Genomic DNA, 26,659 nt, shown 5'->3' on the forward strand with positions numbered 1-26,659 from the left:
ATCGGGGCCTACAGGAGTACCGAGGGGAACGTCTGTGGAGCTAGCACCCCCCTGCTGGGTGAGGTTTTCCACGTTGCCGTAGACGGTGAGGGTGGGAGCGGCGTAGTTGTTTTTGCGTGCGTTCATGGTTTTTTCCTTGTTCGGTAGATGGATTGATGAATGAAGTGGTGACGAACTAGCTGGCAACGGAGGAGATGCCATCGGGGCCTACAGGAGTACCGAGGGGAACGTCTGTGGAGCTAGCACCCCCCTGCTGGGTGAGGTTTTCCACGTTGCCGTAGACGGTGAGGGTGGGAGCGGCGTAGTTGTTTTTGCGTGTTTTCATGGTTTTTTCCTTGATGCTTGTGAGGTTTGCAGTTACAGCTCTCGAACGATCGCTCCAAGAATGGAGTCGGCCGCCAGATAGCTGTGCGATTGGATGCGGGTTGCATCCAAAAGGACAACCATCTGAAATATCGAGTTGTGAGATATTGAATCGGTTGCAAGTCCAACGGGAAATGGGGTGATGGGTTTTCCCTTAGCGAGATGAAACGGCGATTCTGTTGGGGGAAGCAGACGCTTGGCGATAGCGATGTTCCAGCCACAGATCTAAGTTGAGCGCCCGCCACAGAACCATGGCATCCTCTCCTCGGTCTTTCCCGGCAACCCAACAGTGGTAAGCTTGGCGCAGAGCATCGATGTTGGTGTACGGTGCGATGCGCTCTGAACGATGGAAGAGTAAAGATTCGATTTTTGTTTTCTCGAACTGGCGCAGTCCTCGAGCGAAATTCGGTCCGAGATTAGACTTGCCACCCCGCCACTGCACCGCTTTGGGTAAAATCCCCGTCAATCCCCGACGCATTACCATCCGCGTCCAGCCTCGGTGAATTTTTTGCTCGGGCGGTAGGGACAGGCAATACTCGACCAATCGTCGATCCCAGAAGGGAAAGCGCAAGTCGATACCGAAGGCGGCAGCCGCTTTATCCATCACTTCCAAGGTGTAAGGCATCACGCCTCGCACTAAACTGTAGTAATGTTCGGCTCTTTGGCTTTCTTGGGATTGTCGCAAGGCTCGACCCAGGGCTTTACGGCGCTGACCCAAGTCCACTTGCTGTAGGAAGTTTTCGTTGACGGCTGCGTGCCAGGAGGGTTGCGAACCGGTTGCTTGGGGCTGCATCCCCATTCGCCGCTGCAAAGATTTCCATCCGCGCTGGGTGAGTTTGAAGGGGGGGGCGTAGTTCCACAGATAGGGACTCATCCATTCCCAAAAGGAGCGATCGAAGTTTTGGGTATAGCCTCGAACTTCCCCCATCAGAGTCAGCCAGTGTCCGTCTCTGGCGAGTTGGCTCAGGTAGCCGACGCCATGGGAAACGGTGCTGTCGCCATCAAAACCGTCGAGGATGGTGCGCACCCCCTGTTGTTGGGCGATGCCGTACAGACCCCAATTGAGATTGAGGTTGAAGGCGAAGAGTGGTTCGTCTTGATGGTAGAGTTGCCGTTCGCTCTCGACGAGGGGACTGAGACGATCGCCGTACAGATAATGGGGTTCCATACCCCCTCCCTCGAGAACGGCATTGATATAAGGTCGTTCGTCGCATTCGGGAACATCCTCGAAAATTGCTGAGAAGGTGGGCAACGGTTGGCCGTTGTTGCGGGCGAGGATCTCTCGCGCCATGCAGGCAATGGAAGAAGAGTCGAGTCCGCCGCTGAGCATCGAACCGACGGGGTAAGCACTGCGCAGCCGACAGCCCACGGCTTTGGTAAAGATTTCGCGAAACCCTTCGGCGTATTCTTCCTCGGAATCGAGATGCAACTCGCGGGTGGGATCGAGATTCCAGTACGCTTCTATCTGCACGCCATCGGGGGAGACTTTCATCCAATGGGCGGGCGGCAAGCGGTGAATCGCTTGGTAGAAGGTAATGGACGTATTCTCGAACAGGGAAATCAGATAGTCGCCAACCCGCTCGGGATTGATATCGCGGGGCACTTCTTCCAGGCACAGCAGGGCTTTGATTTCGCTGGCAAAGGCAAAGGTGCGATCGCTCAGGTGATAGTAAAAGGGCGTCACCCCAAAACAGTCGCGGGCACAAAAGAGGGTCTGTTCCCGCTCGTCCCAGATGGCAAAGGCGAAGTCACCGATGATATATGCCGGACACCGCGCCCCCCATTTTTGATAGGCGGCTAACACTAACTCGCTATCGGTAATGGTTTCGGTTAACTCGAGGGTAATGTCTAAGGCCCCCAGGAGTTGGTCTCGGTTGTCGATGCGGACGTCGGCGGTGATGGCAAAGTTACCAGTGCGATCGACCCGAGGTAAAGTTTCGTACAAGGATTCTGGGGTCGTCCACCGCATCCGGTGACCGAAACCGAGGCTACCGGCATGCCAAACTCGACTGGAATCGGACCCGCGATGGGTGAGAACTTCAAGGGTGCGATCGATATCATCGCGATCGACCGGTCGTCCGTCTCGGTAGTATACACCTGTAATTGCACTCATCGTTGGTCTCCTTTTAGAGAGGGCATCGGGGTGAAGCGAGAAAGGTCTTGGAGCGCGCCCACCACGACTCGTCCTTGGTTTTCGATCCAGGCATGGGCTTCGAGCTGACCTCGTTCTCCTTTAGCAACTCCGATTTTGAGTTGGGGAGAGTAGCCGTGGCGGCGCATGATGACCTGGGTGGTGAGGGCGCGGGCCAAACACTTCGCGCCACCGGGAGTGTAGCGGCTGCTTTGGTTGACCGCCCAGACAATTTTGTCTAAGTCTCGCGGGTTGGTTTTCACAAAGGATGGGGACGGCCTGGAAATGCGATCGAGTAGACCTTGCAAGGTGAGAAAGGGCAACAACCACAGTCCCAGTCGCACGCCGCCGAGTAAGGCGAAGGTTCGCACTAACAGCTGACGCTCTCGCCGCCCCAACCGGACGAACTTAAGCCACTGCTGCATCTTTGACCTCAACGAGTCCGGTCGCTTCGAGTTCTTGCAGGAGGGCGATCGTATCGAGTTCGCACTGCTCGCGTTCGACATCGTACTTGGCAACGATAATCTCGATGATGTCGCTGACGGATTTGGGTTGTTCGATGGCTTTCCAGATATCGGTTCCCACTTCGTTTAATCCGTAGTAGGCGCCGGATTTGAGATCGAGAACCACCATTTCTCCGGCGAGTTCGGAGGCGAGGCGATCGGGTGCGATGACGATGACTGATTGCTGAGTTATCATTGTGTTCTATTCCTGTTTCAAAGGATATGCTTGCGAATTTGCCCTATCTTTTTGGCTTTGTTGCAACCATCTGATTGCTTTCTCAAGCCTCGATCGATATACTTACGTAGTTTTGCGGGTTTTTTGGTAAAACCGGCTTCCGTATAAACACCGATCTTTTTTTGCTATGAGAATCAATATAGTGGAAATCTCGGAGACTTTCATCAAGGATTGATAAAGAAACCCCGAAATTTCATCAACATTAGGTTAATTCCTGAATCTCAGCCCATCAGTATAAATCCGGATAATTTTCTTAAAGCTTAAATAAAGTTAAATAGTTTTGTTTAAAGCTTAGATAAAGCGCAGTGCAATTCGCCCAAAATCGATCTCAGATTCAGCCGATCTCACCACTCCACAGAGCGTTCTGATTCTGAGGCGATCGAACTTCAGAAGATGAAAACCCGCAAAAATCCGCTTAAAAATACAACTTAAACATCTTGAATGGCGAATTGAAAATTCAGTAATCGCCACAATCTGGATATCAAAGCCTGATTTCATAACAACCGCGCTGGGTGCCGAGTGCAGCGCGGCAGAAATAACAACCTAGTTTTCAACCGCTACAAGCTATATACAGTAAGAGTTTTGAATTTTGCGTAGCAGCACTCGAATCACACCGCACAATTGTGTAATTCCCCGTAGTCCTTCCTCCCCCGCCTTCCCCTGCCCACCGTTACTCGTGTCTTAGCCGATATGTCCACTGCTAGATCTGCGGGTAGCAATCCGGATTCGGCATCTCTCGCTCCTGCGTAATGAGTCCGGGAGACTCTGACGACTCTCGATGACGGCAAAATTTCATCCTCATTTTATTTTGACCTGTCAGACTCAGTACAAAGACTCAAGTTCCTAGCCCTTCAAGACGACTGCATTAGGATTCGAGCGTGAAATCGCCAAACGGTTTGGACGATCGCACGTTCCCTTTTGTTTCCGTAGAAATACTGACATCCGTCTACCCCCATGACATCCAACGCCTTCCCATCTCCTTGGACTCCAGCCCTACTCGTACTCTGTCTGTCTTTGACAACCCCCGTCGCCGTTTTCGCTCATGCCGGACACGGGAACGAGTTTGAAACCGAAGCGGCCGGTTCGGCCCAAAGCGTGTCGGTAGATGGTGATACCGCCCAACGGATGGGCATCATTATCGAACCGATTGCCCCGGAATTGATGGACGTTGGCATTCAAGTCACCGGGGAAATCGAAGCCCTCCCCAGCCATCGCGTCGAAGTCACCTCCCCCCTCCCCGGAACGGCGATCGAACTATTGGTAGACCTTGGAGATGAAGTAACCCAGGGACAAGCCGTTGCTATCCTGTCGAGTCCCGAACTGGCGGCGCTTTGGGTGGATTCCCAAGAACGGCGCGCTGAAGCGGATGCTGATGCCCTCGCCGCCGATGCCGATTTGCAACTGGCCCGAGAAAACTACGATCGCCAACTCGAAATTGCCGAAGCGGAAATTGCCCAAGCCCAAACCCAGTTAGACGTGGCAAAAGCCCGGTACGATCGCGATCGAGAATTAGTCGATGGCGGCGGGGTTCTGGCAGTGGCCCGAGAAAGCTACAAGCGCCAACTCGAAATCGCCGCAGCGGAAATTGCCCAAGCCGAAACCGAAGTCGCCGTTGCCCAGGAACAATACGATCGCGATCGGGATTTGGTGGCAGATGGGGCAATTCCCCGACGGCAAATGCTCGAATCCCAAGCCCGACTAGCCGATGCCCGCGCCCAACTGGCCTCCGCCCGCAGCCGTCGCAGCGTTCTCGATGCCGAATCGGGCGTTCGACAGGCTGAAGTGGACTTGCCGTTTCGGGATTTGCGGGAATCGGAAGATTTACTCGCCGAAGCTGAAGCCGCACTGACGCGGGCGCAACAGCGACGGGATGTTCTCGCCGCAGAAGCCGACATCCAACGGGCCGAGGCAGAGGTGCAAGTTGCCAACGCCCGTATCGATTTGAGCGACGAGACCTATCTCGCCCGCTTGCAGCAGTTGGGGGCCGAACCCAATCCCGATGGAACGGTCACCATTGCCGCCCCGATTGCCGGGACGGTGAGCGAGTTATTCGTCACCTCCGGGGAGTCGGCCCAGGATGCGGGAGAACCGCTGCTGAGTATTGTCGATAACCGTCAGGTTTGGGCAAGTGGGAATATCTACGAAAAAGACCTCGAACGGGTCGAAATCGGTCAGGGGGCGATCGTCCGGGTGGCGGGGTTGGAAAATCGCCTGTTTCGCGGGCGCATCGATCGCATCGACCCGGTGGTACGAGACGGACAGCGGGTGATTCCGGTGCGGGTGGAGTTGGATAACCTCGCCGGGGAACTGAAGCCGGGAATGTTTGCCGAGTTGGAAATTGCCACCGATCGCACGTCAGCCCCGGTTTTAGCGATTCCCACCCGCGCCCTGGTGAATGCCAACGGTCGAGAACTGGTCTATGTCGAGAACGGCAGCAGTTTCGAGCCGGTAGATGTTGTTTTGGGGCAGCGATTTGGCGAGTCGGTGGAAGTGAAAAGCGGTCTGTTCGAGGGCGATCGGATCGTCACTCAGGGGGGGATGCTGCTTTGGGCGCAATCTCTGCGGGGTGGCGGCGACTCCCATGATGAGGAACATGAAGAAGCGACCCAAAATCCGGTTTCGTTTCCCTGGTGGGGAATGCTGCCCGTTGCCGGAGTTGCCGCAGCCGGTGCGTTTTGGTTGGGACGGCGCACTCAGCAACCGGTGATTCGGGAAGCGTCGATCGCTTTGAACGATCGACCAAGAGAAGTCATGAGTAACAAATCGGGATAGGAAAGTGCGCACAGTCACGCCATCACTTTTTCGATGACTTCAATACGCTTCAGTACAACTTGAAGCCAAGCCATATGCCGATCGAGCTGAGAAATTCCCCCTTTTCCCTTTCCCCTTCTCCTTTGACCCCGCTTTGTCAAATTTTGGATAATTTCGTTGTACGTGGCGTGAAATGCTGAACTCCATCCTCAAATGGTCAATTGCCCAGCGCTGGCTGGTGGTTCTCGGGGCGATCGTGGTGACGGTTTGGGGCGTTCTCACGGTGTCGCAAATGCCTCTGGACGTATTCCCCAATTTCGCCCCGCCTCAAGTGGATATTCAAACCGAAGCCCCCGGACTCGCCCCGGAGGAAGTGGAGTCCCTGGTCACCTTTCCGATCGAAAGTGCGGTGAACGGTACGCCGGGGGTAGAAGTGGTGCGATCGTCCTCGGCGGTGGGAATTTCCGTGGTGCGGATTACCTTTAGCTGGGATACCGATGTCTATCGCGCCCGCCAACTGATAACCGAACGGTTGCAACAAGTGGCCGTCACCCTGCCTGAAGGGGTGGAAACGCCGCAAATCACCCCCCTATCTTCTCCCATCGGGACGGTGATTTCGTACGCCTTGACGCTGGAGGAGGGGGGCGAAACCACGTTAATGGACGTGCGGCGTTTGGTGGATTTGGATGTCACCAACCAACTGCTGGCGGTTCCCGGCGTGACTCAGGTGATTTCCTACGGGGGGGATACTCGCCAGTACCAAATTTTGGTAGACCCGACAAAGTTGAAAGCCTTTGATGTCACCCTAGCGGAAGTAACAGAAGCCGCAGAAGGGGCAAACTCTAATGCCGCTGGAGGGTTTCTCATTACCCCCGATCGCGAATATCTCATTCGCGGTTTGGGCCGCATTCAAGCTCTGCCGGAACTCGAACAGTCGGTGGTGGCGACGCGGGATGGGGTTCCGGTTCTGCTGCGAGATGTCGCCGAGGTGAAAATCGGGGCGGCGATTAAGCGGGGTGACGGCAGCGTAGACGGGCAACGGGCAGTGGTGGTGCAGGTGAACAAGCAATCCCTAGCCGATACCCCCAGGGTGACGCAGGCAGTCGAAGCGGCGATGGAAGAGATTCGGGCGGGTTTGCCCTCGGATGTGGCGGTGACGGTGACGTTTCGCCAATCGGATTTTATCGATGCTTCGATCGCCAACGTCCGCAATGCCCTCCGGGACGGAATTATCATCGTCTCGATTATCCTGTTCCTCTTTTTGATGAACTGGCGAACGGCGGCGATTACCCTGAGTGCGATTCCCCTATCGCTGCTGGTGGGGTTGATGTTGTTGAATCTGTTCGGTCAGGGTATCAACACCATGACCCTCGGCGGTTTGGCGGTGGCCATCGGATCGGTGGTGGATGATTCGATCGTGGATATGGAAAACTGCTATCGGGGTTTGCGGAAAAACCAGCAGGCGGGTAACCCCATTTCTCCCCTTCAGGTGGTCTACAACACCTCCGTGGAAGTTCGCGTTAGCGTCCTCTTTTCTACCGTCATCATCGCGGTGGTGTTCGCCCCCATTTTTACCCTCACCGGGGTGGAAGGACGCATCTTTGCACCCATGGGAATTGCCTATCTCCTCTCGATTTTCGCCTCGACTTTCGTCGCTCTCACCCTCTCTCCCGCCCTCTGCGCCTTCCTGCTGGCCAACCAAACCCTGCCCGACGACGATACCTGGGTGGCGCGGCAGTCCCGGCGATTGTACCGTCCCCTGCTGCGGTTTTCCCTGCGATCGCCCAAACTGGTTCTCCTCCCTGCCATCGCTGCCTTTATCGCCTCTTTGCTGATACTCCCCACCTTGGGGCGGGTATTCTTGCCGGAATTTCAGGAACGGGCGTTGGTGAATGCCTACCTCCTCTATCCCGGCGTTTCCCTCGAAACCACCAACCGGGCAGGATTTGCCATCCAAGAAGCCCTCAAGGACGATCCTCGATTCGATTCGATTCAATTGCGATCGGGTCGGGCGGCTGGAGATGCCGATGCTGGGGGGGTAACGCTGGGGCATTTGGACGTGCAAATTAGCGAGGCGGGGATGAAAAATCGGGAGGAGGCGATCGAAGTCTTGCGGGAGGAGTTTGCCAAGCTACCGGGCGTTGCCCCCAGTATCGGCGGTTTCATCTCCCACCGAATGGATGAAGTGCTGTCGGGGGTCAGAAGTGCGATCGCCGTCAAAATCGTCGGGGCGGATTTGTCCCAGTTACGGGAAATCGGTACCCAAGTCCGAGATGCCATGGAAGATATTCCCGGATTGGTAGACTTGCAACTCGAACCCCAAGTCCCCATCGAACAGGTGCAAATTCAGTTCGATCGCGCCGCTGCCGCCCGATACGGATTGAGTGTGGGGCAACTCTCCGAGATTGTCGAAACCGCGTTTAACGGGCGGGTGGTGTCTCAGGTGTTAGAAGGACAGCAACTGTTCGACTTACTGGTGTGGTTGCAACCGGACGATCGCAGCAACCCGGAAACCATCGGTAACCTATTAGTCGATACCCCCACGGGAAGCAAAATCCCCCTCGCCCAGGTGGCAAGTATCGGTTACGGAACCGGGCCAAACACCATTAACCGGGAAAACGTCTCTCGCCTGATTATCGTCTCGGCGAACGTCTCGGGGCGGGATTTGGGCAGCGTTGTAGAGGACGTGAGATCGGCCATTGACGAACAAGTGCAGGTTCGAGAAGGCTACTTCATCCAATACGGCGGTCAGTTCGAGTCCGAACAGCGCGCCAGCCGCAACTTAGTGGTATTCGGAACCCTCGCCCTCTTGGTTATCGGTGTATTGATGTACTTTGCCGTCAATTCGATCGCCGCCACCGTTGCCATTATGCTCAACCTTCCCCTCGCCCTCACTGGGGGCATCTTCTCCGTGGCATTGGGGGGCGGCATCCTCTCGGTTGCGTCCACGGTGGGCTTTATCACCCTCTTTGGAGTTGCCACCCGCAACGGCTTGTTGTTGGTGGATAACTACAACCATAAATTCGCCCGAGGAATGCCCCTAGAACGGGCGTTATTGGAGGGTTCTAGCGAACGGCTGGTGGCCATTTTGATGACGGCTTTTACTTCGGCTTTGGGAATGTTGCCCCTGGTGTTGGGATCTGGGGCTGGCAAAGAAATCCTCCAACCCCTCGCCATCGTCGTATTGGGGGGACTGTTCAGTTCTACGATGCTTACGCTGCTGGTGCTACCGGCATTGTACGCCCAATTCGGTCGCTATCTGGTTCCCAAATCCCGATCGCAATTTGCCAATGGGAAAGTGCCAGACGGTCAAATTCCATCTATCTCTCATTAAAGGAAGTATTCGATGAAAGTATTCACAGCGAGTTCTCTGATTCTTGCAGGTTTGGGATTGAGTTTGATGGTAGGTTGCCGCAACGGCGCCCCTCACAACCATTCATCCGATCATTCATCGCACCATACTTCTCACGGTGACGATTCTCATGGCGATGATTCCCACCACGATTCTCACAGCCATGGCGATAACCATGGCGGCATATCTACCCAAGCGGAATTAGTCGTTCCCCCAGAACTTGCGCCAGAGGAACCCTTCGATTTAGCGATCGAAATTTCCGATGCCTCGGGAGAACCTATCTCCGATTTCGAGATAAGCCACGAAAAACTCCTACATCTGATTGTCGTTAGCGATAATTTCCAGGTGTACCGCCACCTGCATCCGGAATATAAGGGCAACGGACGCTTTGAACTGAATGCGAGTTTGCCAAAAGCTGGAAACTATACGCTTTTTGCCGACTACAAACCCCAGGATAAATCCGGGCAAGTTTCTCTGATGAAACTCTCTATTCCAGGGGGATTAAACGAACCGGCCGTAGAGAATTTCGATCGCACCAAAGTCTACGACACCACCCAAGTTCAACTCAATTTCGACCCCGACGAACTCAAAGCAAACGGCGATATCGTTCTCCAGTACGCCCTCGAAGATACAACAACTCAGCAAGCCGCAGACGACCTCGAACCTTATTTAGGGGCATTGGGACATTTAGTGATTCTGCGTCAAACTGATGACATCACCACCGAGGATTACATTCACGCCCATCCCATGGATGGCAAAACACTGGGCGAAGTCAGTTTTCACACCATGTTTCCCCAACCGGGTCGGTACAAACTTTGGGGTGAATTTAATCGCAACGGCAATATCGTGGTATCGGAATTTTGGGTAGACGTTCCAGAATCTGGGGATAGCGAGTAATGCGATCGGGCGATAGATTTTAAATTTCGATCGAGAGCAACGTTTCTGCCTGTTTCGCACATCCAAACCCCGACAAAAATCAAACCAATTAAAGGAGTAATCATGAATTTCCTAAAATTAAATGCGATCGTTCTTGCCAGCTTAGGTTTAATCGTTGTTACCGGATGTAGCAATACCGCCCAGACTACCGATTCCACTACAAATACCGAACATTCTTCCGATGACGGTCACAGCCACGATGACGGTCACAACCACGGAGAAAACTCCGATGTCAAAGCCCAGGCGATCGAATCGGGAAAATACAATTTAGAATTCTTAGCCGTACCGGAAAACGAGGGAACGCACATCGATTTATTCCTCAAAAATTCCGAAACTAACGAACCGATTGCCGATGCAAAAGTAACTGCTCAAGTGCAGCTTCCAACGGGCGAACAGAAAACGATCGACATGGAATACTATACCGCTGGAGAACATTACGTAGCAGACTTAGACGCTGATGCGGAAGGTGAATATAAAGTGGTAATTCAGACGGATGTTGATGGAGAGAAAGCGAACGGTCGTTTTAGTTTCGATCGATAAATTATGCGCGTACTACTGGTTGAAGACGAACCCGATTTAGGAGCGGCGATCGCACAAACCCTCTCCCGCGAAGCCTACATTGTAGACTGGGTGCAAGAGGGTTACGAAGCCTGGAACTATTTAACATACGAAAATATTGAGTACACCGTTGCCATTTTCGATTGGCTGGTTCCGGGATTGTCGGGAATCGAGTTGTGCCGCCAGCTTCGGCAAGCGGGCAATTCCCTACCCATTCTCATCCTGACGGCAAAAGATCGCCTCGAAGATAAAGTGGTGGGGTTGGATGCGGGGGCCGATGATTATCTCACCAAACCCTTTGGCATGGCAGAATTGTTAGCGCGGTTGCGGGCCCTGCAACGACGCGCGCCCCAAATCCAACCCCAATCCCTGCAAATTGGCAATCTCACCCTCGACTACGACTCCCGCACCCTTTCGTGCGGTGACGCAGTGAAAATTTCCCTCACCAACAAAGAATTTCAACTACTCGAGTATTTCATGCGCCATCCCGATCGAATTATTACTCGCGATTTAGCCATGACCCAAATTTGGCAGATTGCCGCCGAACCGGGGAGTAACGTGGTGGCTGCCCAGCTGCGGTTGTTGCGTCGCAAATTTGCTGCCCATAATTGTATTTGTCCGATCGAAACCGTATACGGACTCGGGTATCGCTTCAATCGCGCCGATGCATCGAAATAAGCTTTTCAGTCGCACTCGCATCCGATTAGCCCTCTGGTACGCCGGAGTTATCGGCATCGTTCTTAGTGCCTTTGGTTTCGGGGTGTACGCAGCGCTCGCCTATCTCTACGAACGGGCGGTCGATCGCGAAATTGAATCCCTAGCCGCCACCCTCCACGACAGCCTGGAATCCTTTCTCGTTTCTCCCGGACGCACGGAACCGGAGATTCAGCGTTTTTTCCCCGATTTCTGTACTCAAGATGAAGAGTGTTCGACCCTGCGGGCCGCACGATCTCACCATCTAGTTAGTCCCATTGCGCAAGGCAACTATTACCTGCGTTTGCTGAATTTCTCCGGGGATGTGGTGGCAGTGGCGGGTATCGTCCCCCAGGATTCGACCCCGCAAGCTGAAGCATGGCACACTCTCACTGACACGGAAGGCGATCGCTACCATCAATTCACCACCATTATCCACACCCAAACCGGCGCGGATTGGGGATACCTCCAGGTGGGACGCAAGCTCCACGATCTCGATAGCTATCTCTCGGCAGCCCGGTGGGTGTTGATGCTGGGATTGCTCCTGGCGCTGCTGTTGGTGGGGTTTATCGGTTGGGGGTTGGCAAGTTTGGCGATGCAGCCAGTGTACCAGTCCTATCGGCAAATTCAACAGTTCACCGAAGATGCCGCCCACGAGTTGCAAACCCCCTTCGCAGCTTTGCAAGCATCGATCGAATCCACGCTGAGAATCGAAAACCCCACCGTTACCCAAACACTCCATACCCTGCACGCTGTCGATCGTCAGAATCGCCGTCTTTCCCACCTGGTGAAAGATTTACTGTTTCTCTCGCGGATGAAACAACGGGCCGTCCCCCACGATAGCCAACCCTGCTGTCTCCAAGACCTCATCGACGACGTGGAAGAAGAACTGGCGGTTCTGGCGGTTACCAATGGGGTGAAATTGGTCAAAGAGATTTGTGCCACCGAACTCCTATCGGTGATGGGAAACGAAGCGCAACTCTACCGCGCCATCTACAACATTGCCAGCAATGCCATCCGCTACACCCCGAAAGGGGGTCGAGTCACCCTCTGCCTCGATCGCATTCCCCCCCACGCCGTCATTCAAATTCGAGATACCGGTATTGGCATCGCCCCAGAACACCAACCGCGTATTTTCGATCGATTTTACCGAGTGGGCAGCGATCGCTCTCGGCGCACCGGGGGATCGGGTTTGGGACTGGCGATCGCTCTCGAAATCCTTCGCACCCACAACGGTCGCATTCAGGTGCAAAGCGAACTCGGTTGCGGCAGTACCTTTACCGTTCGACTCAATTGCGATCGATTTTGAATTGGTGGAGTATCGCAACCGCCAGGGCGGGTGCGGACAACACCGGACAATTGTGTCATTCGGTCGAGGTGTCCCCCCCTGCCCCGCTCGCCCACAGTCAATTGTGACCGAACCGATATGGCGACTGCTATACTAGCGAACTTTCCCAAACCGGCGATCGCGTTTCTGATACGCCAATAACGCCCGATGAAATGCGGCGCGATCGAACTCCGGCCACAGGGTATCCGTCACGTACAATTCCGCGTAGGCCATCTGCCAGAGCAAGAAATTACTAATGCGCATTTCGCCACTGGTGCGAACGAGCAAATCCGGATCGCCAACGCTCGAGGTATACAAATGGCGCTCGAACAACTCTCCATCGATTTGCTCTGGCTGAAGTTTCCCTTCTTGGACTTGAGTGGCAATGGAACGACAGGCGGCTAAAATTTCCTGCCGTCCGCCGTAATTTGTCGCTACGGTAAACTGAATACCGGGATTATGGCGGGTCATGTCCGTAGCACGAGCGATTTCGGCTTGTAGCGAGGGTGGCAGCTTCTCCAAATTCCCCACAAACTGGATGCGGACTTTCTCCTCCATCATCTCCTGCAACTGCTGGCGCAACACTCGCTCGAATAAAGTCATCAAAAAATCGACTTCTTCTAGAGGTCTACCCCAGTTTTCCGTAGAAAATGCATAGGCCGTGAGCGCTTTAACCCCCCAGTCATCACAGCAACGCAACAAATTTTTCAGCGCGTCCACACCTCGCTGGTGTCCCATGATGCGGGGTAATCCCCGGCATTTAGCCCAGCGACCGTTCCCATCCATAATCACCGCGACGTGACGGGGGAGTCGTTCGCGATCCAAATCTGCGGGTAGCTCTTGCAATAAGGTAGAATTTACAGTCATTTTTTGTTACTAGAAGCCGATGAAGTCAAACGAAGCAAGCGAGCGATCGCCGCACCACCTTGGGAACCGATTCGCCGACCCAAACTGCGTAAATTTGGAGCGACGACCTCGCGATCTGCGGAATTGGAGAGTCGCGCTTCCAATAGTTCCTTGAGTTTACTGCTAGTCAGGGGTCGGTTGAGGGTTCCCCGTTCGGCGAGGGAAATCGAACCCGTTTCTTCTGACACCACAACGCAGATGCAATTTTCCACACGTTCGGTGATTCCCATGGCCGCTCGGTGGCGCGTTCCCAGTTGCCGAGACGCCATGCGTTCCGAAAGAGGCAAAATGACCCCAGCCGAGAGGATGCGCGACGCACGAACCCAAACAGCTCCGTCGTGCAGTAGGGTACTGGTTTGAAAAATTGTCTGCAACAGTTCCTTCGAGATCTCTGCATTGAGTCTAACACCGGGAACTGAAAAATCTCGTTCGTCAATGGGTTCGTTGGTTTCGAGAATCAACAGCGCGCCAATCCGATTCTGAGATAATTGTTTGATGGCTTCGACAATTTCATCGGTAATGCTATTAGAACTCGACGGTTGGGGGCGAGAAGATTGAAACAGAGTGGAAATTTCACCCCGACCCAATTGTTCTAAAAAGCGTCGCACCTCAGATTGCAAGTTGATTGCCATGGCGATGGCGCAGCCGATGGTAATTTTATCGAGGACAAAACCCAAAACCTTCAATCCGAGATTTTGAGCGACGGTGACGGCAACCATCAAGATAATAAAACCTTGCACCATCCACAGCGTCCGACGTTCGCCAATGACCACTAGCACCATATAGGTCAGTGCGAGCACCAGTGCCAGCTCGATGGCCAATCCTAGATTTTGCACGACTTGAAGCAATCTGGCCTGAATCCAGCTTGGGTCTGTGAACCATTGCTGTGGCAGAACTCCCATGAGAATCTGGATTTTTGCTCCGTACGGTTTGTTTGGACGCGGCGCGATCGCGATCGTATTTTCGTGCGAACGTTTCGGTGCGATCGCCCCCAAGGCTTGTGGAGTTTAAACAATGCCACAAACCATCGAGTTTCTCAACTCAAATCCTCGGACGGTAGAGAAATTCTCAGTGACAATCTCGCGATCCCAGGGCCTTTGAGTCAGAACTTTCCAACTCGCTCGGCACACCCCGAGTTTACGAACGATCGCTCCTGAGTCGATCGGGTAAACAGTCTTGACGAATCAGATCTTGATAGGTTTCGCGTTGGAGGATTAGGTTGGCTTCCCCATCTTTCACCACGACCGCTGCCGGACGGGGCAGCCGATTGTAGTTCGACGACATACTGTAATTGTAGGCTCCCGTTCCCATTACGACTAAAGTATCTCCCGGTTGGGTGGGGGGCAATTGGGCGTTTTGAATCACCACGTCTCCGGATTCGCAATGTTTGCCAGCTACGGTGACGGTTTCCGTTAGCGGCGCGCTCATGCGATTGGCGACCGCCGCGCGGTACTCGGATTGATAGGTAATCGGACGGGGATTGTCGGACATACCGCCATCGACGGTCACGTACGTCCGCATTCCAGGAATGGTTTTGCTCGAACCCACGGTATAGGCGGTCACGCACGCAGAACCAATGGCAGAGCGTCCCGGTTCGCACACCAAACGCGGGAGGGGCATTTGAGCCGCTTCGCAAGCAGCCGTTACGGATTCGCATACCGTTCGCACCCATTCCTCAATACTGGGGGGATCGTCAGCCTCGGTGTAGCGAATGCCCAAACCACCGCCCACGTTTAGCTCTCGAACGGGCAGGTTGTAGCGCTTGGCGAGTTGCATCCACTCCACCATCACCCCGGGTAAATCTCGATGGGGTTGCAGCTCGAAAATTTGCGACCCGATGTGAGCGTGCAAACCAATGCATGACAGGGAAGGTTGCCCGCTCAGGAAGTCGAAGACGCGCTCGATCGAATCGGGATCGAACCCAAATTTACTATCGATGTGACCGGTTTGAATGTATTCGTGGGTATGACATTCAATTCCCGGGGTGAATCGGAGCATTACGCGGGTGGGTTCCTCGTTTGCGCGCGTCAGTTCGGCGAGGGTTTCGAGTTCGAGCCAATTATCGACGACGATCGTACAACCAATATCGATCGCCTGTTGCAGTTCGGCTCGCGACTTATTATTACCGTGAAAATAGATCGTTGCCGCATCCATCCCCGCTTGCAAGGCTGTATACAGCTCGCCACCGCTGACCACATCGATTCCCCATCCTTCACTGGCAACGATCGCGCAAACGGCCAAACAATTCCAGGCTTTGGATGCGTAGATAACCAGGGCCTCTCCAGAGTAGTAGCGATCGAACGCTTCTCGATACTGGCGGCACGACGTTCGCAGGGTTTCTTCATCTAAAACGTACAACGGCGAACCAAATTGTTCTACCAAAGTCACCACATCGCAGCCCCCGATTTCCAAATGCTCGAGGTCGTTAATGCGAGCACTCAGCGGTAACAGTTGCTGGTTGGGGGAGAGCGATTCGATGGCGGAATTTGGGTCGGTTAGATATTGCTCGGCCGTTGCGGGCGCTGAGGCGGGTACTTGTAATGAGGGAGTCGATACCATAATCGTGAGTAATGGAGGAGGAGATGCTGAACGCCAACCCTTAGTTTACAGAAAAGTCTGGAACCTTGACATCTACCCCGGCGTAAACGCACTGGGATTCCTCAGTCTCACGATTTCGATTTCTGCTTCGCGCGCACCGACCTTCACTGATTTATCTCAACATCAGTTTTGGATTGTTGTATCTGCTTCGGGTGGGCAATGGGGAACGGGGAATGGAGTAGCTTCCTGACCCGAGCGCAGATTCACTCCGGTGTTTTCCGCTGGCTCTAGAATTTCCTGCGAGTTCGAATGTCTCCGAGAAGGAACATTTGAGCGAGGCAACTTCACTAAAACCGATCTTCTCTTACAGTTCGTCCGTCGAGTGGGGGAGTAACTGCAAGCCGTCACCCACCCCCAGGGAACCTGCGGTCAAAACTTTCGCCCCCACGGCGGTTTTGGCATGACCGAAATGTTTCCCCAACCCGGAAAATAAGGGCATATCTCGCACGCCGGAGTCTGGATGGACTTCTATATTCACACAGCGACCGATGGGGGCGGACACCTCAATTTTTGCCGCTCCGATCGTCATTTCCCGACCGACCCAGTTAAACTCTTCCCAGGCTGTAACCCCGTCGATCAGAACGTTCGGGCGAAAGCGACGGACATCGATGGTACGACCGACGGCTTCGCCGATGGCGTCGAGGGTGGCTTGACTGAGGACGGACAGGTGAACCGGCTGACGATCGGGGTAGCGAGTCTGGCCCGTGCGCGTTCCCACCAGTTTGACCGGACTCGGTATGGGATGTCTGGCTTTTTCCGTGGGAGTGAGCGTTGCGAGGTAGTCGCTGAAAAAACCGTTGATGCGATCTCGCTCGGTTTCAGTTTGGGCTATTAAGACTTCGGTACCCTGGTGGCAAACTTGAAGCCGATCGGTTTGGGCATCGTAGCAGCAATCGAGAGCGGCGAGTCCGGGCCAATCGTTTTGGACGGCAAAGTGTTTTTTCGGCATCCACGGCACGATCGCCTCATCGGCTCCCCCAGTATCTTCAAACATCAGAGCAAACGCCCGATCGCCCCGAATCCCCACATCGGCTTCGAGCATCACTCGATCGACCCTTTGCGGTGTCAGTCCTTTAATCGGATGCACGAAGATTTGCGTCACCCTCGGTTCTGTTGCGCGGTTCAAGGCTCGTTCCTCAAGTCTTTAATTTCGTTGAATTTTAAAGTCTTTAACTTTTCACAAATCGATCTAATTCCCGCACCAATTCATCGATTAATCCTTGATGGGACTCGGGTACCGCGACGGCGGATTCAATTTCTTTCACGACTTCTGGAGGCAACCCGAGCAAATCGATCAGTTTTTGATAGGCGATCGCTTCTTCTTCGTTGATATTCGGTTCCTCGGGGGTGCGGGCGCTCGAAGCAATCACCTCGTAACCCAGTTTGAGGACGAGTTTGCGCTCGGCATCGCTTTGCAGCTTCGGCACCAATTCCTCTAAGGGGATATTTTGCATCAGATAATCCCGCAGTTCCCGTTGCAGTTCGTGGCGCTGTTCTTCGTTTTTGGCGAAAATTCCCCCAAAGCCATCGAGCATCACATCCACTTCTTCGAGAGCCAGTTCCCCATCAGACCAAGCCATAGAGGCCACAATTCGCAATAGGTTCATTTGCCGGGGAGAGATGGAAGGGGGGGGAGGAGTTTGAAGTGCCATAGGGAGTGTCAGGATGAACGAACGAGCGATTGAACTGTTAGTATCGATACCAATTGCTGTTGAATCTATCACGGTCTTCCCTAAATTTCTTTCAACCGTAACAATGATTTTAGCTAGACGTTTTTCGCTTAAAATCGGAAACATCTAAAACCCAAATCCAAAACCCACTACCATCGAGCGACGTGCAACTCCAACAAGTGATTATTGCCCATAAAGCTGGCAATCCCCTCAGCCAGCGCTGGGCGCAAACCTGTGCCAAGCAGTTAGAACGCCGCGATTGCAAAGTTTTGCTCGGACCCAGCGGTGCGAACGATAATCCTTACCCCGTATTTTTGGCATCTGCAACGCAGCCCATCGATTTGGCGATCGTCTTAGGAGGAGATGGTACGGCACTCTCGGCCGCCCGAAATCTAGCGGAGGAAGGCATTCCCATTTTAGCGGTGAATGTGGGGGGACATTTAGGATTTCTCACCGAACCCTTCGAGCTATTTCGAGATACGGAAGGCGTTTGGGATCGCCTGGTCGACGATCGATTTGCCGTCCTGCGGCGAATGATGTTGCAGGCGGCACTTTACGAGAGCAATCGTCGGGATTTACCCCCTGCGAGCGATCGCTACTTGGCGCTCAACGAGATGTGCGTCAAACCCGCAGCCCCCGATCGGATGATTACCTCAAATCTGGAAGTCGAGGTGGATGGAGAAATGGTTGATTGCTACCAAGGGGATGGATTGCTCGTGTCTACCCCTACGGGTTCGACGTGCTACAACGCTTCCGCCAGCGGACCGATTATGCACATGGGGTTGGAGGCGATTTCCGTTGCCCCCATTTGTCCTCTGAGTTTGTCGAGTCGTCCGATTATTCTGCCGCCGCGATCGGTGGTGAGTATTTGGCCCCTCGAAGATCCGGATTTACACACGAAACTTTGGATGGATGGGGTTCTAGCCACGAGTATCTGGCCCGGACAGCGGGTTGACGTGCGCATGGCCGACTGTCAGGCAAAGTTCATTATTTTGCGCGAAAACTATTCATACTATCAAACCCTGCGGGAGAAGTTAATGTGGGCGGGAGCGCGGATTCAATACAGTAATAACCATCAAAATTGACGGCTGAATCTTCATCGCAGTATTCGGCGATCTTGCGAAGGACACGGGTGCGATCGCACCGGTCTGGTTCTGCCCGATGCTCCCCCAGTTCCCCTGACCCAGGCTCGATTTTCAAGGCCTTATCCCCCCCTGAGAGGGTTGTGCGATCGTTTGTTGTTCGCGTCCCCTCAAATATAAGCAAACAGAATTAAATTAGTAATTTTTATAATAAATTTTGTTGCCTATTCGTCCTTTCAGGGGGTTGTATCAGGCTTCTTTTCCCGTAATATCAAAGATGGAAATAAACCTGAAACCAAAGCAAACGGGTTAATCAAACCAAAGCTTTATATAAGTCAGGCTTATATATTGAGAACATTAGAGAGGAGTACAAATATGGCGACTTACAAAGTCACGCTTAAAACCCCCGACGGCGAAAACACCATTGAGGTGGCTGACGACACCTATATCCTCGATGAAGCGGAAGAGCAAGGTCTCGATCTGCCCTACTCCTGCCGCGCCGGTGCCTGCTCGACCTGTGCGGGTAAAATCGTCTCCGGTACCGTCGATCAGTCCGATCAGTCCTTCTTGGATGACGATCAAATCGAGGCTGGGTATGTCTTGACCTGCGTTGCTTATCCGACTTCTGACTGCACCATTGAGACGCACAAAGAAGAAGATCTGTACTAAGGGCTAAAGCCTCACATTTCTATATTTGAGAACACTTGAGAGGAATATACAAATATGGCGACTTACAACGTTACCCTTGTCACCCCCGACGGCGAACAAACCCTTCAGGTTCCCGATGATGAATACATCCTCGATGTTGCTGAAGAGCAAGGTGTCGATCTACCCTACTCCTGCCGCGCCGGTGCTTGCTCGACCTGTGCGGGTAAAATCGTCTCCGGTACCGTCGATCAGTCCGATCAGTCTTTCTTAGATGACGATCAGATGGAAGCGGGCTACGTCTTGACCTGTGTTGCCTATGCAACTTCTGACTGTAAGATCGAAACGAACAAAGAAGAAGATCTCTACTAAGTCAGTCAAACCGATCTTGGTTTAAAGGTTTAGCGAAAAAACATTAAAACGAATCGCAGGGTTACTCGATGGTATCCCTGCGTTGTTCGTGTAGGGGAGCATCGATGGCTGTTCGCACCCTTTTCGTTACAAGTTTTTCGAGGGTGGGAACGGGGAATAGAGAAAGTCCATCTCGTCGAGCGTGTATAGCCATCGCCATAGCAATTAGAACACCCGTGAAGTTGTGCTTCGGGGGCTTTAGGAGCAGGGGGGAAGACTTCAGCAAGATGACATAATTGTCTGGTGTTGTCTTAACCGCGAATGGCAACTGGGATAGCTCGACTGCGTGCGAAGCAAAGCGGAGGGGGAACCAAGCGGAGGAGAAGCCATCTACCAAAAAGAATTTTACTGACAGATTTTCGTCGCTAGCAATTTTCCCAACTTAGAGCCGGTTGTGCTAGATTGCGAGTAGGAGCAATAACTCGGCAGCGATCGCCCTCTATCGATCCAGAAAAGCTTAAACGCGACACAAAACGTAACAGACGAAAAAAACATTCGCGACATTAAGACGACCTCCATGGCCTAGAGAGTACACCGAAGGGTTTACCCCCAGCGTCAAAGGCAAAAAAAAGTGGAGATCGGAAATTTCTACTACGATCGACTCCCCCAAAACCCTTCAAATTCGCTATAAGTGTGTTATTGGGTAAATCGCTAGCACTGGCAACTCTCATCTACGCTTGGGGACTCTTTCACCTTTTTTTCAGGAACATTAAGAATAATAACGAAAGACTTCCCGGATCGACGGGCAAAATCTTTGTATTTTGTTGCCCAGGATGCAGTTGTATGATGGCAGACTCGTTACCCTATGGGTAGAAGAGTGGTGCTGGTGGGAACTACCTAGATGAAATCAACGACAAGCATTGAAAGCACAGCTTTTGCTTCGATGTCTGCTATTTCTCACATCCCAATTCGATCGAACCTGAGGGGTAGACCTTTTTTCTCATAAATGTTACAGTTCTTAACATTAGTTTGAGATGAAAGCGGTTGTACTCTCACACTGGCAAATCCAAAGCAGTCCCAACCCTTGACACGTCTTGCCGCGATGACTCTGCTAGTTCAGAACTCTATCGCGTACCCCGTCGTTATCAACACAGAATACTAGCATTATGAAGACCGCTCAGACCTCTACAGATTTAGTTCGTACCTACCTGCGAGAAATTGGCCGGGTTCCTCTACTCACTCATGAAGAGGAGATTCTGTACGGGAAACAGGTGCAGCGGTTGGCCTCTTTAAATTTGCTCAAGGATGAGTTGATGGAGCAAAGCGATGGCGAACCCACCCTAGAAGAGTGGGCTAAAGCTGCGAAACTCTCTCAAGAAGACTTAAAGTTCGCGATCGCCAAGGGTGATGTCGCCAAACGTAAGATGGTGGAAGCGAACCTGCGTTTGGTGGTCTCGGTAGCGAAGAAGTACCTCAAGCGGAACGTTGACCTTTTAGATTTAATTCAAGAAGGAACCATCGGGATGCAACGAGGGGTAGAAAAGTTCGACCCCACGAAAGGATATCGCTTCTCCACCTATGCCTACTGGTGGATTCGTCAAGCTATCACCCGCGCCATTGCCGAAAAAGGGCGAACCATTCGCTTACCCATCCACATTACCGAAAAGCTCAACAAAATTAAGAAGGTTCAGCGTCAGCTCACCCAAGAACTCGGTCGTGCGGCCACCGTTGCCGAACTGGCATCGGAGATGGACTTAAGCACCAAACAAATCCGCGAGTATCTCGAACGGGCCCGCCAACCCCTCTCCCTCGATTTGCGAGTGGGTGACAACCAAGATACGGAACTCGCCGACTTGCTTGAGGACGAAGGTCCATCTCCAGAAGACTTCGCCGTTCAGTCTTCCCTGCGGAACGATTTAGAGATGCTCATGGCCGATTTAACCCCCCAGCAACGGGAGGTTCTGTCCCTGCGATTCGGTCTCAAGGACGGACAGTCCATGACTTTAGCAAAAATCGGCGACCTTCTCCAAATCAGCCGCGAACGAGTGCGGCAAATCGAGCGAGAAGCCTTAACGAAGCTACGCAAGCGTAAAGCCGATATGGGCGAATATTTAGCAAGTTAAGCTCTTGGCTTGTTTGGATTGAAAACCTTAAAAACCCGCTGGATTATGCATCTGGCGGGTTTTCGCTTTTTTTCCGACCGATTATCGTCCGGTGGCGGGGGTCACTGGCAACAGTTGCGAGAACCTCGAAACCCACCTGGGTCATCGCTGTTTCCACATCAAAGGTATAGTAGTCGTCACTCCAGGGTTCCGTACTTTTCATCAGGACGAACAACGCCGGAGGGAGATTCTGAATGACGGAGGATTTCGGGTTATTATCCACGATCGCGATCGTTCCCCCAGGTCGTAAAATCCGCAAAACTTCCTGGCAAATTTCGCTGGTGGCACGGCGCGGCAATTCGTGAATGACAAATTGCAGGGTCACCAAATCGAAGGAGTTATCGGGGAAATCGGTTTCCTCGGCTTTGCCGTGTTTCCACTGGGCTATTTCCCCTTTCTCGTCCCGTTTTTTTGCCACCGCTAACATATAGGGGGATAAATCCAACCCCACCGTCCGGACGGGGGTATTTTGGGTGCGGGTGTAGTAGCGATGGAGAGCGAGGGTGGAAATACCTACGGAACAACCGATATCGAGGATATCCGCAACGGGGGGGGTATGGTGCTGCGCCAGGACTTGGTGAAAACTCGATCGCAGCCTTTCCTGTGCCAACTCCCAAGTCAGTTCTTCCTTCGGCCATACTCGCAGTGCCATAGACTGGGTTGCCGACTCCGCTTCAAATGCCGCTTTCCAGCATAGATTCCCTTCATCGTAGGCGTGGAAGGGGACGCGATAGTAATGGGGATAGGCGATTTGGGGATTGGCAATATCGTCGTAGGTCTTCTTCACCCCCGAGGCTTCCAGTTCCCGGCAGGTTTGTCGCCAGGGAATCCCATTTTTTTCCGCCGTTTTAATTAACACTTGTCGTGCCTGATGCTTCATGAGACCGTATAGCGGCTTCGTATTAATCAACAGGTTGACGAATTGGGAGAGGGGGTCAACACCGGCCCAGTTGGGTTTAGTTCGATCGCTCATTGGCTCCGGAAAAGGGTTAAGGGTTAAGGGTGAGAGTGACAAGCAATTGATGATTTTAGTCTAGTACTCCGCCACAATGATTTTGACAGGTAGGGGTAGTGCCCCTGTGCCTCCTTCATGCGGGGCGAGCGCGGGGGGTTTCCCTCCACTACGTTCCGCCCCGACAAAATTACCCGTCATACTTTCTGTGGTGGACTACTAGAAATGGTATGAATTTTGAATTTTTACCAGATGTCTCATGCTTAAGATAATGGGTGCATTAGCCTCGACCTTCGATTTGATAGACAAGACTTTGAGTAAATAAGGGAATTCCCGAGTTCGCTAGATATAGATGCATCGTTTTTTAGACACGAGCGATGTTCGATCGAGAAAGCTTCCTCATTCGATCGCTACCAAGACTCTACAAATTCTTTCGATTCGACTCGCTCTGGGAATCGTCGATCCTCGTCTAACTGGCCAACGATTCTACCTTCGCCGTTGTTGATTCCTCCGTTGACCGTTGCGCCAAAATATCGAGGATCTCGACAATTTCCCGCTCGAACGTCACTTGCGCGCGATTCGTCCGACCCCCAACGTAAAACTTCCCATCTTTTTTGAGTGCCCAAATTTGGGAGTGAGAGATGTAACTCATCAAGGCGCTAATCATCAGCAAGCCGAACCCACCGTACACCATCGGGATACCCGGATCGACTTTAATTTGCAATCCTGTAGAGCCAATGACATCTCGGACTTTGAGAGTGACCCCGTTGACTTCCACGTTGCCCCCCACCCGGACGCTCGAAACCAGTTGCCCGGTCATGTCGTACACCAACAGCGTCCCCTGTAAGTCCTTCGTAATCAAAGAAACCCCCTCGCTCATATCCGGCTTGGTGGGAACCCAAGTCCCCCAAAGCCGACCGCGTCCTTGGGTATCGAGTTGAACCATCGGCAATTGGAGAATAGGGCTGTTGTTGAGGCGCACCAAAACCCCGGCGATGTCCCAATCCGTTTGGTACAGCACTGCCCCTTTGTAGCGCAGGGGTTTGTTAACGTAAATAGTTTGCCGATCGACCTCTTCTCCCTGTTTATCTAAAATAGATAGGTCGGAGTAGAATTGGTCGATTTTGCCTTCGGGGGTATAGTCGATCCAAAAACGATTCACCTTCACCGACCAATCCCGAAAGATTTGGGGCATCGACCAACGCCCGACCTCCACCAGATTGGTAATTTGGAACGTTGTACCGCTGGGAACCATATGCTGGGCGACAATACCTGTCATCGATCCCCAAATCGCCCCAGCCAAAATCAGCAACATACTCCCATGAACCACAATCGGACCGATGCGGCCGATAATCCCTTTACGAGCGTAGAGGGTATCGCCTTCCACGAACACGCGATAGTTTCGCTTTCGCAATAACTCCGAGAGGCGGTTAGGATTGCCCGTTTCCAGTTCTGCCCCGAGGGCGAGTTTTTTGAACTGCCGGGGTTTGGTATAAAATTTCCAGCGACGGGCAGCTTTCAGGGCGGGAAGCTGCCGGGTAAAGGTACAAGCAGTGAGGCTGGACCCGAAGAGAATCAGCAGTGCCAGAAACCACCAGGTGCGGTAAACGTCGTTGAGTCCGACTCCCAACACCACTTTCCAACTCAAGAAACCAAATAGTGCCGGGTCTTCGGGGTAGTTGGCTTGGTAAAATTCGAGGGATTGTGCCTGTTCGATGACGGTGCCGGTCATGCTGAAAACGGCGATCGCCAGTAACAGAACGATCGCCAGACGCAAATCTGCCAGAACCGGTAGCAATTCTCGCCGGAAGAGGCGATAGGGAACGCTCCAAAGTTGGGAAAGTGGGGAAGAATCGGAAGAATCTGAAGTCACGGTTCGTTTTTTAATCGTTTAATTAGCTTTCAAAAATTCGTTTCAAAAATTCGATCGAACGGCAAGCATCGTCATTGGAACTTATTTACGGACTGCATGTTACCAAATTCCCATACCGCGCACATCGTTAGTTTTCAATTACAATACTCTTTCCCTCGTCCTCCTTGTCTCCCGTTTCTCCCTTGTCTCTTCCTTTAAGCGACGGGAAGGAAACGAAAGACGAGGGAGAATACGCCAAATCCGACGAGTAACGCCCCGCTAACGGGGGTAATCCAACCCGACCACTGGCGCAGTTCTAACAGCTTCTTAATCGTAGCGGTAAACGTACCGGCCAGAATGAGGGGGGCGACGTAACCGCTGGTATAAGCCAGGAGTAAGGCGCTACCGAGAAGGGGATCGCCGGTGGTGGAAACCCAAGCCAGGAGAGTGGCAAGAACGGGGGTACTGCATGGGGAGGCCACTAAGCCGAACGTGAGTCCGAGGAAGTACGATCGCGTCCCATCGGGCAAATCTTTAGGAATCCACTGCATCCCATCCACGGAGGGCAGTTGCAGGGGGAGGGCTTCGAGGAGGTTCAATCCCATGATAATTGCCACTAAACTCACCACAATCGGCAATCCAATGCCCACCTGACCGTAGACTTTACCCACTAAAGCGGCGACCACCCCCAGTATGGCGAGGGTAGTAGCGAGTCCGAGGGAAAACCACGCGGATTGGGCGGCGGCTTTGGCGCGACTTTGGGCTTCGTAACCGCCGATGTAGCCGATGGTGATGGGTAGCATCGATAGCATACAGGGGGTGAGACTCGTGAGCAAACCCGCCCCAAAAATGATACCCAGACTCATCCAGGTAATGTGGCTCAGTTGAGCGTCTACCAGGTGGGTGGCAAATTGCTCTAAGGTATATAGTTGGGTTTGCAGGGTTTCTAGCATTGCGATTTGTAAAGTGCCTCTCAGATTAGAATTGTAGCGTAGGGACTGGGGGTTGGTTCGTTGGCGATCGAGTGACCCTGTATCCAACGGGCAATATCGAGTAAAATTTCGATCGGGATAATTGAAAGACGATGCAACGCTACGGCAATCTTAAGGGTGAAGAGCTAAAACATGAAGTGTGTTGTATTCTCGATGAGTTAGGTCTTTACTATAAAACTGAGGAATATTCCGCTCATGGTAGCTCGATTATTGGTAAGCGCCGACGAGTCGATGTCGTGATTTTCGATGGCTTGGGAGAAGTTCTCATGCACATTGAATGTAAAGCTCAAAAAGATCGCGGTTCGGCAGAAGATAAGTTGTTTAAAGCGATTGAGGAAGCCAATCGAGATAAACGCTTAGGAACCCCTTCAATTATTGTAATCGCTGGGTTTGGTTGGAACGCAGCAGATATGAGACACGCGATGCTCAACGGGGCAGTTCGGATTGAAAATTTACAGGATTGGCTCATGTTTTATTTTCAGTACCAACAGCTTAAACCCTCTCCCCACGAGTTACCCGATTTAAAGTCGCGACAAGGGGATATTTTTAACAATGATGTGAATAGCGACTTGAATTGATTATTGGACTGCGCTCTGGTAA

Annotated in this window: 24 protein-coding genes; 11 read left to right on the forward strand and 13 right to left on the reverse strand. The window is 52.8% G+C overall.

The annotated features are described in order from the left end of the window. The 5 genes from AC2215_RS19060 to AC2215_RS19080 all read right to left on the reverse strand — a co-directional run. On the reverse strand, positions 1 to 201 hold a 201-nt coding region (locus tag AC2215_RS19060; protein WP_486811586.1), incomplete at its 3' end, for a lasso peptide. Then, positions 176 to 325: a lasso peptide gene (locus AC2215_RS19065; protein WP_486811587.1), complete on the reverse strand. Its 150-nt coding sequence runs from the start codon at positions 323 to 325 to the stop codon at positions 176 to 178. The genes AC2215_RS19065 and AC2215_RS19060, both read right to left, overlap by 26 nt. 192 nt (positions 326 to 517) lie before the next feature. Continuing rightward, complete coding sequence (locus AC2215_RS19070) at positions 518 to 2,476, reverse strand: lasso peptide isopeptide bond-forming cyclase (protein WP_486811588.1); 1,959 nt, start codon at positions 2,474 to 2,476, stop codon at positions 518 to 520. Then, the gene (locus tag AC2215_RS19075) at positions 2,473 to 2,919 is read right to left on the reverse strand and encodes a lasso peptide biosynthesis B2 protein (RefSeq protein ID WP_486811589.1); all 447 of its coding nucleotides are present in this window, start codon (positions 2,917 to 2,919) and stop codon (positions 2,473 to 2,475) included. The genes AC2215_RS19070 and AC2215_RS19075 overlap by 4 nt, the downstream gene beginning before the upstream one ends. Further along, positions 2,903 to 3,193 carry a PqqD family peptide modification chaperone gene (locus AC2215_RS19080; protein ID WP_486811590.1) on the reverse strand — a complete coding sequence of 97 codons (291 nt, stop codon included), beginning with the start codon at positions 3,191 to 3,193 and terminating at the stop codon, positions 2,903 to 2,905. Before AC2215_RS19080 ends, AC2215_RS19075 begins: the two co-directional genes overlap by 17 nt. 993 nt (positions 3,194 to 4,186) lie before the next feature. Here AC2215_RS19080 and AC2215_RS19085 point away from each other — a divergent pair. The 6 genes from AC2215_RS19085 (at position 4,187) to rppB (ending at position 12,831) form a co-directional block, all read left to right on the forward strand. Beyond that, positions 4,187 to 6,004 carry an efflux RND transporter periplasmic adaptor subunit gene (locus AC2215_RS19085; protein WP_486811591.1) on the forward strand — a complete coding sequence of 606 codons (1,818 nt, stop codon included), beginning with the start codon at positions 4,187 to 4,189 and terminating at the stop codon, positions 6,002 to 6,004. 172 nt (positions 6,005 to 6,176) lie between these two features. After that, complete coding sequence (locus AC2215_RS19090; protein WP_486811592.1) at positions 6,177 to 9,317, forward strand: efflux RND transporter permease subunit; 3,141 nt, start codon at positions 6,177 to 6,179, stop codon at positions 9,315 to 9,317. A gap of 12 nt (positions 9,318 to 9,329) precedes the next feature. Further along, entirely contained in the window at positions 9,330 to 10,232 is a 903-nt protein-coding gene (locus AC2215_RS19095) for a hypothetical protein (protein ID WP_486811593.1), read from the forward strand. Between the two features lie 102 nt (positions 10,233 to 10,334). Further along, positions 10,335 to 10,811, forward strand: a complete 477-nt coding sequence (locus tag AC2215_RS19100) for a hypothetical protein (protein ID WP_486811594.1) — start codon at positions 10,335 to 10,337, stop codon at positions 10,809 to 10,811. Positions 10,812 to 10,814: 3 nt separating this feature from the next. Beyond that, positions 10,815 to 11,507 carry a two-component system response regulator RppA gene (gene rppA, locus AC2215_RS19105; RefSeq protein ID WP_486811595.1) on the forward strand — a complete coding sequence of 231 codons (693 nt, stop codon included), beginning with the start codon at positions 10,815 to 10,817 and terminating at the stop codon, positions 11,505 to 11,507. Continuing rightward, positions 11,494 to 12,831: a two-component system sensor histidine kinase RppB gene (gene rppB / locus AC2215_RS19110; protein WP_486811596.1), complete on the forward strand. Its 1,338-nt coding sequence runs from the start codon at positions 11,494 to 11,496 to the stop codon at positions 12,829 to 12,831. Before rppA ends, rppB begins: the two co-directional genes overlap by 14 nt. Before the next feature lie 132 nt (positions 12,832 to 12,963). On the opposite strand, the gene uppS is transcribed toward rppB, so the two are convergent. From uppS to AC2215_RS19135, 5 genes are all read right to left on the reverse strand, one after another. Then, the gene (uppS, locus tag AC2215_RS19115) at positions 12,964 to 13,716 is read right to left on the reverse strand and encodes an undecaprenyl pyrophosphate synthase (protein WP_486811597.1); all 753 of its coding nucleotides are present in this window, start codon (positions 13,714 to 13,716) and stop codon (positions 12,964 to 12,966) included. Further along, entirely contained in the window at positions 13,713 to 14,657 is a 945-nt protein-coding gene (gene cdaA / locus AC2215_RS19120; RefSeq protein WP_486811598.1) for a diadenylate cyclase CdaA, read from the reverse strand. The genes uppS and cdaA overlap by 4 nt, the downstream gene beginning before the upstream one ends. Positions 14,658 to 14,892: 235 nt before the next feature. Beyond that, the gene (lysA, locus tag AC2215_RS19125; protein WP_486811599.1) at positions 14,893 to 16,314 is read right to left on the reverse strand and encodes a diaminopimelate decarboxylase; all 1,422 of its coding nucleotides are present in this window, start codon (positions 16,312 to 16,314) and stop codon (positions 14,893 to 14,895) included. Between the two features lie 343 nt (positions 16,315 to 16,657). Next, positions 16,658 to 17,479, reverse strand: coding sequence for an MOSC domain-containing protein (locus AC2215_RS19130; RefSeq protein WP_486811600.1), 822 nt, complete (start codon positions 17,477 to 17,479; stop codon positions 16,658 to 16,660). Between the two features lie 43 nt (positions 17,480 to 17,522). After that, complete coding sequence (locus tag AC2215_RS19135) at positions 17,523 to 18,005, reverse strand: tellurite resistance TerB family protein (RefSeq protein WP_486811601.1); 483 nt, start codon at positions 18,003 to 18,005, stop codon at positions 17,523 to 17,525. Positions 18,006 to 18,187: 182 nt separating this feature from the next. Here AC2215_RS19135 and AC2215_RS19140 point away from each other — a divergent pair, with 182 nt between their 5' ends. The 4 genes from AC2215_RS19140 (at position 18,188) to AC2215_RS19155 (ending at position 22,224) form a co-directional block, all read left to right on the forward strand. Further along, positions 18,188 to 19,108: an NAD(+) kinase gene (locus AC2215_RS19140; protein ID WP_486811602.1), complete on the forward strand. Its 921-nt coding sequence runs from the start codon at positions 18,188 to 18,190 to the stop codon at positions 19,106 to 19,108. Positions 19,109 to 19,480: 372 nt separating this feature from the next. Then, positions 19,481 to 19,774 carry a ferredoxin gene (locus AC2215_RS19145; protein WP_486811603.1) on the forward strand — a complete coding sequence of 98 codons (294 nt, stop codon included), beginning with the start codon at positions 19,481 to 19,483 and terminating at the stop codon, positions 19,772 to 19,774. A gap of 54 nt (positions 19,775 to 19,828) precedes the next feature. Then, positions 19,829 to 20,122 carry a ferredoxin gene (locus tag AC2215_RS19150; protein ID WP_486811604.1) on the forward strand — a complete coding sequence of 98 codons (294 nt, stop codon included), beginning with the start codon at positions 19,829 to 19,831 and terminating at the stop codon, positions 20,120 to 20,122. A 1,145-nt stretch (positions 20,123 to 21,267) separates the two neighbouring features. Continuing rightward, positions 21,268 to 22,224, forward strand: coding sequence for an RNA polymerase sigma factor, RpoD/SigA family (locus AC2215_RS19155; RefSeq protein ID WP_486811605.1), 957 nt, complete (start codon positions 21,268 to 21,270; stop codon positions 22,222 to 22,224). Between the two features lie 43 nt (positions 22,225 to 22,267). On the opposite strand, the gene AC2215_RS19160 is transcribed toward AC2215_RS19155, so the two are convergent. The 3 genes from AC2215_RS19160 to AC2215_RS19170 form a co-directional block, all read right to left on the reverse strand. Then, positions 22,268 to 23,236, reverse strand: a complete 969-nt coding sequence (locus AC2215_RS19160; RefSeq protein ID WP_486811606.1) for a class I SAM-dependent methyltransferase — start codon at positions 23,234 to 23,236, stop codon at positions 22,268 to 22,270. Positions 23,237 to 23,684: 448 nt separating this feature from the next. Next, positions 23,685 to 25,088, reverse strand: coding sequence for a cytochrome c biogenesis protein (locus AC2215_RS19165; RefSeq protein ID WP_486811607.1), 1,404 nt, complete (start codon positions 25,086 to 25,088; stop codon positions 23,685 to 23,687). 194 nt (positions 25,089 to 25,282) lie between these two features. Next, positions 25,283 to 26,020, reverse strand: a complete 738-nt coding sequence (locus tag AC2215_RS19170) for a cytochrome c biogenesis protein CcdA (protein ID WP_486811659.1) — start codon at positions 26,018 to 26,020, stop codon at positions 25,283 to 25,285. Positions 26,021 to 26,151: 131 nt separating this feature from the next. On the opposite strand from AC2215_RS19170, the gene AC2215_RS19175 reads away from it, so the two are divergent. Beyond that, positions 26,152 to 26,637 carry a PD-(D/E)XK nuclease superfamily protein gene (locus AC2215_RS19175; protein ID WP_486811608.1) on the forward strand — a complete coding sequence of 162 codons (486 nt, stop codon included), beginning with the start codon at positions 26,152 to 26,154 and terminating at the stop codon, positions 26,635 to 26,637. Positions 26,638 to 26,659 lie beyond the last annotated feature (22 nt).

The organism is Zarconia sp., assembly GCF_057467645.1.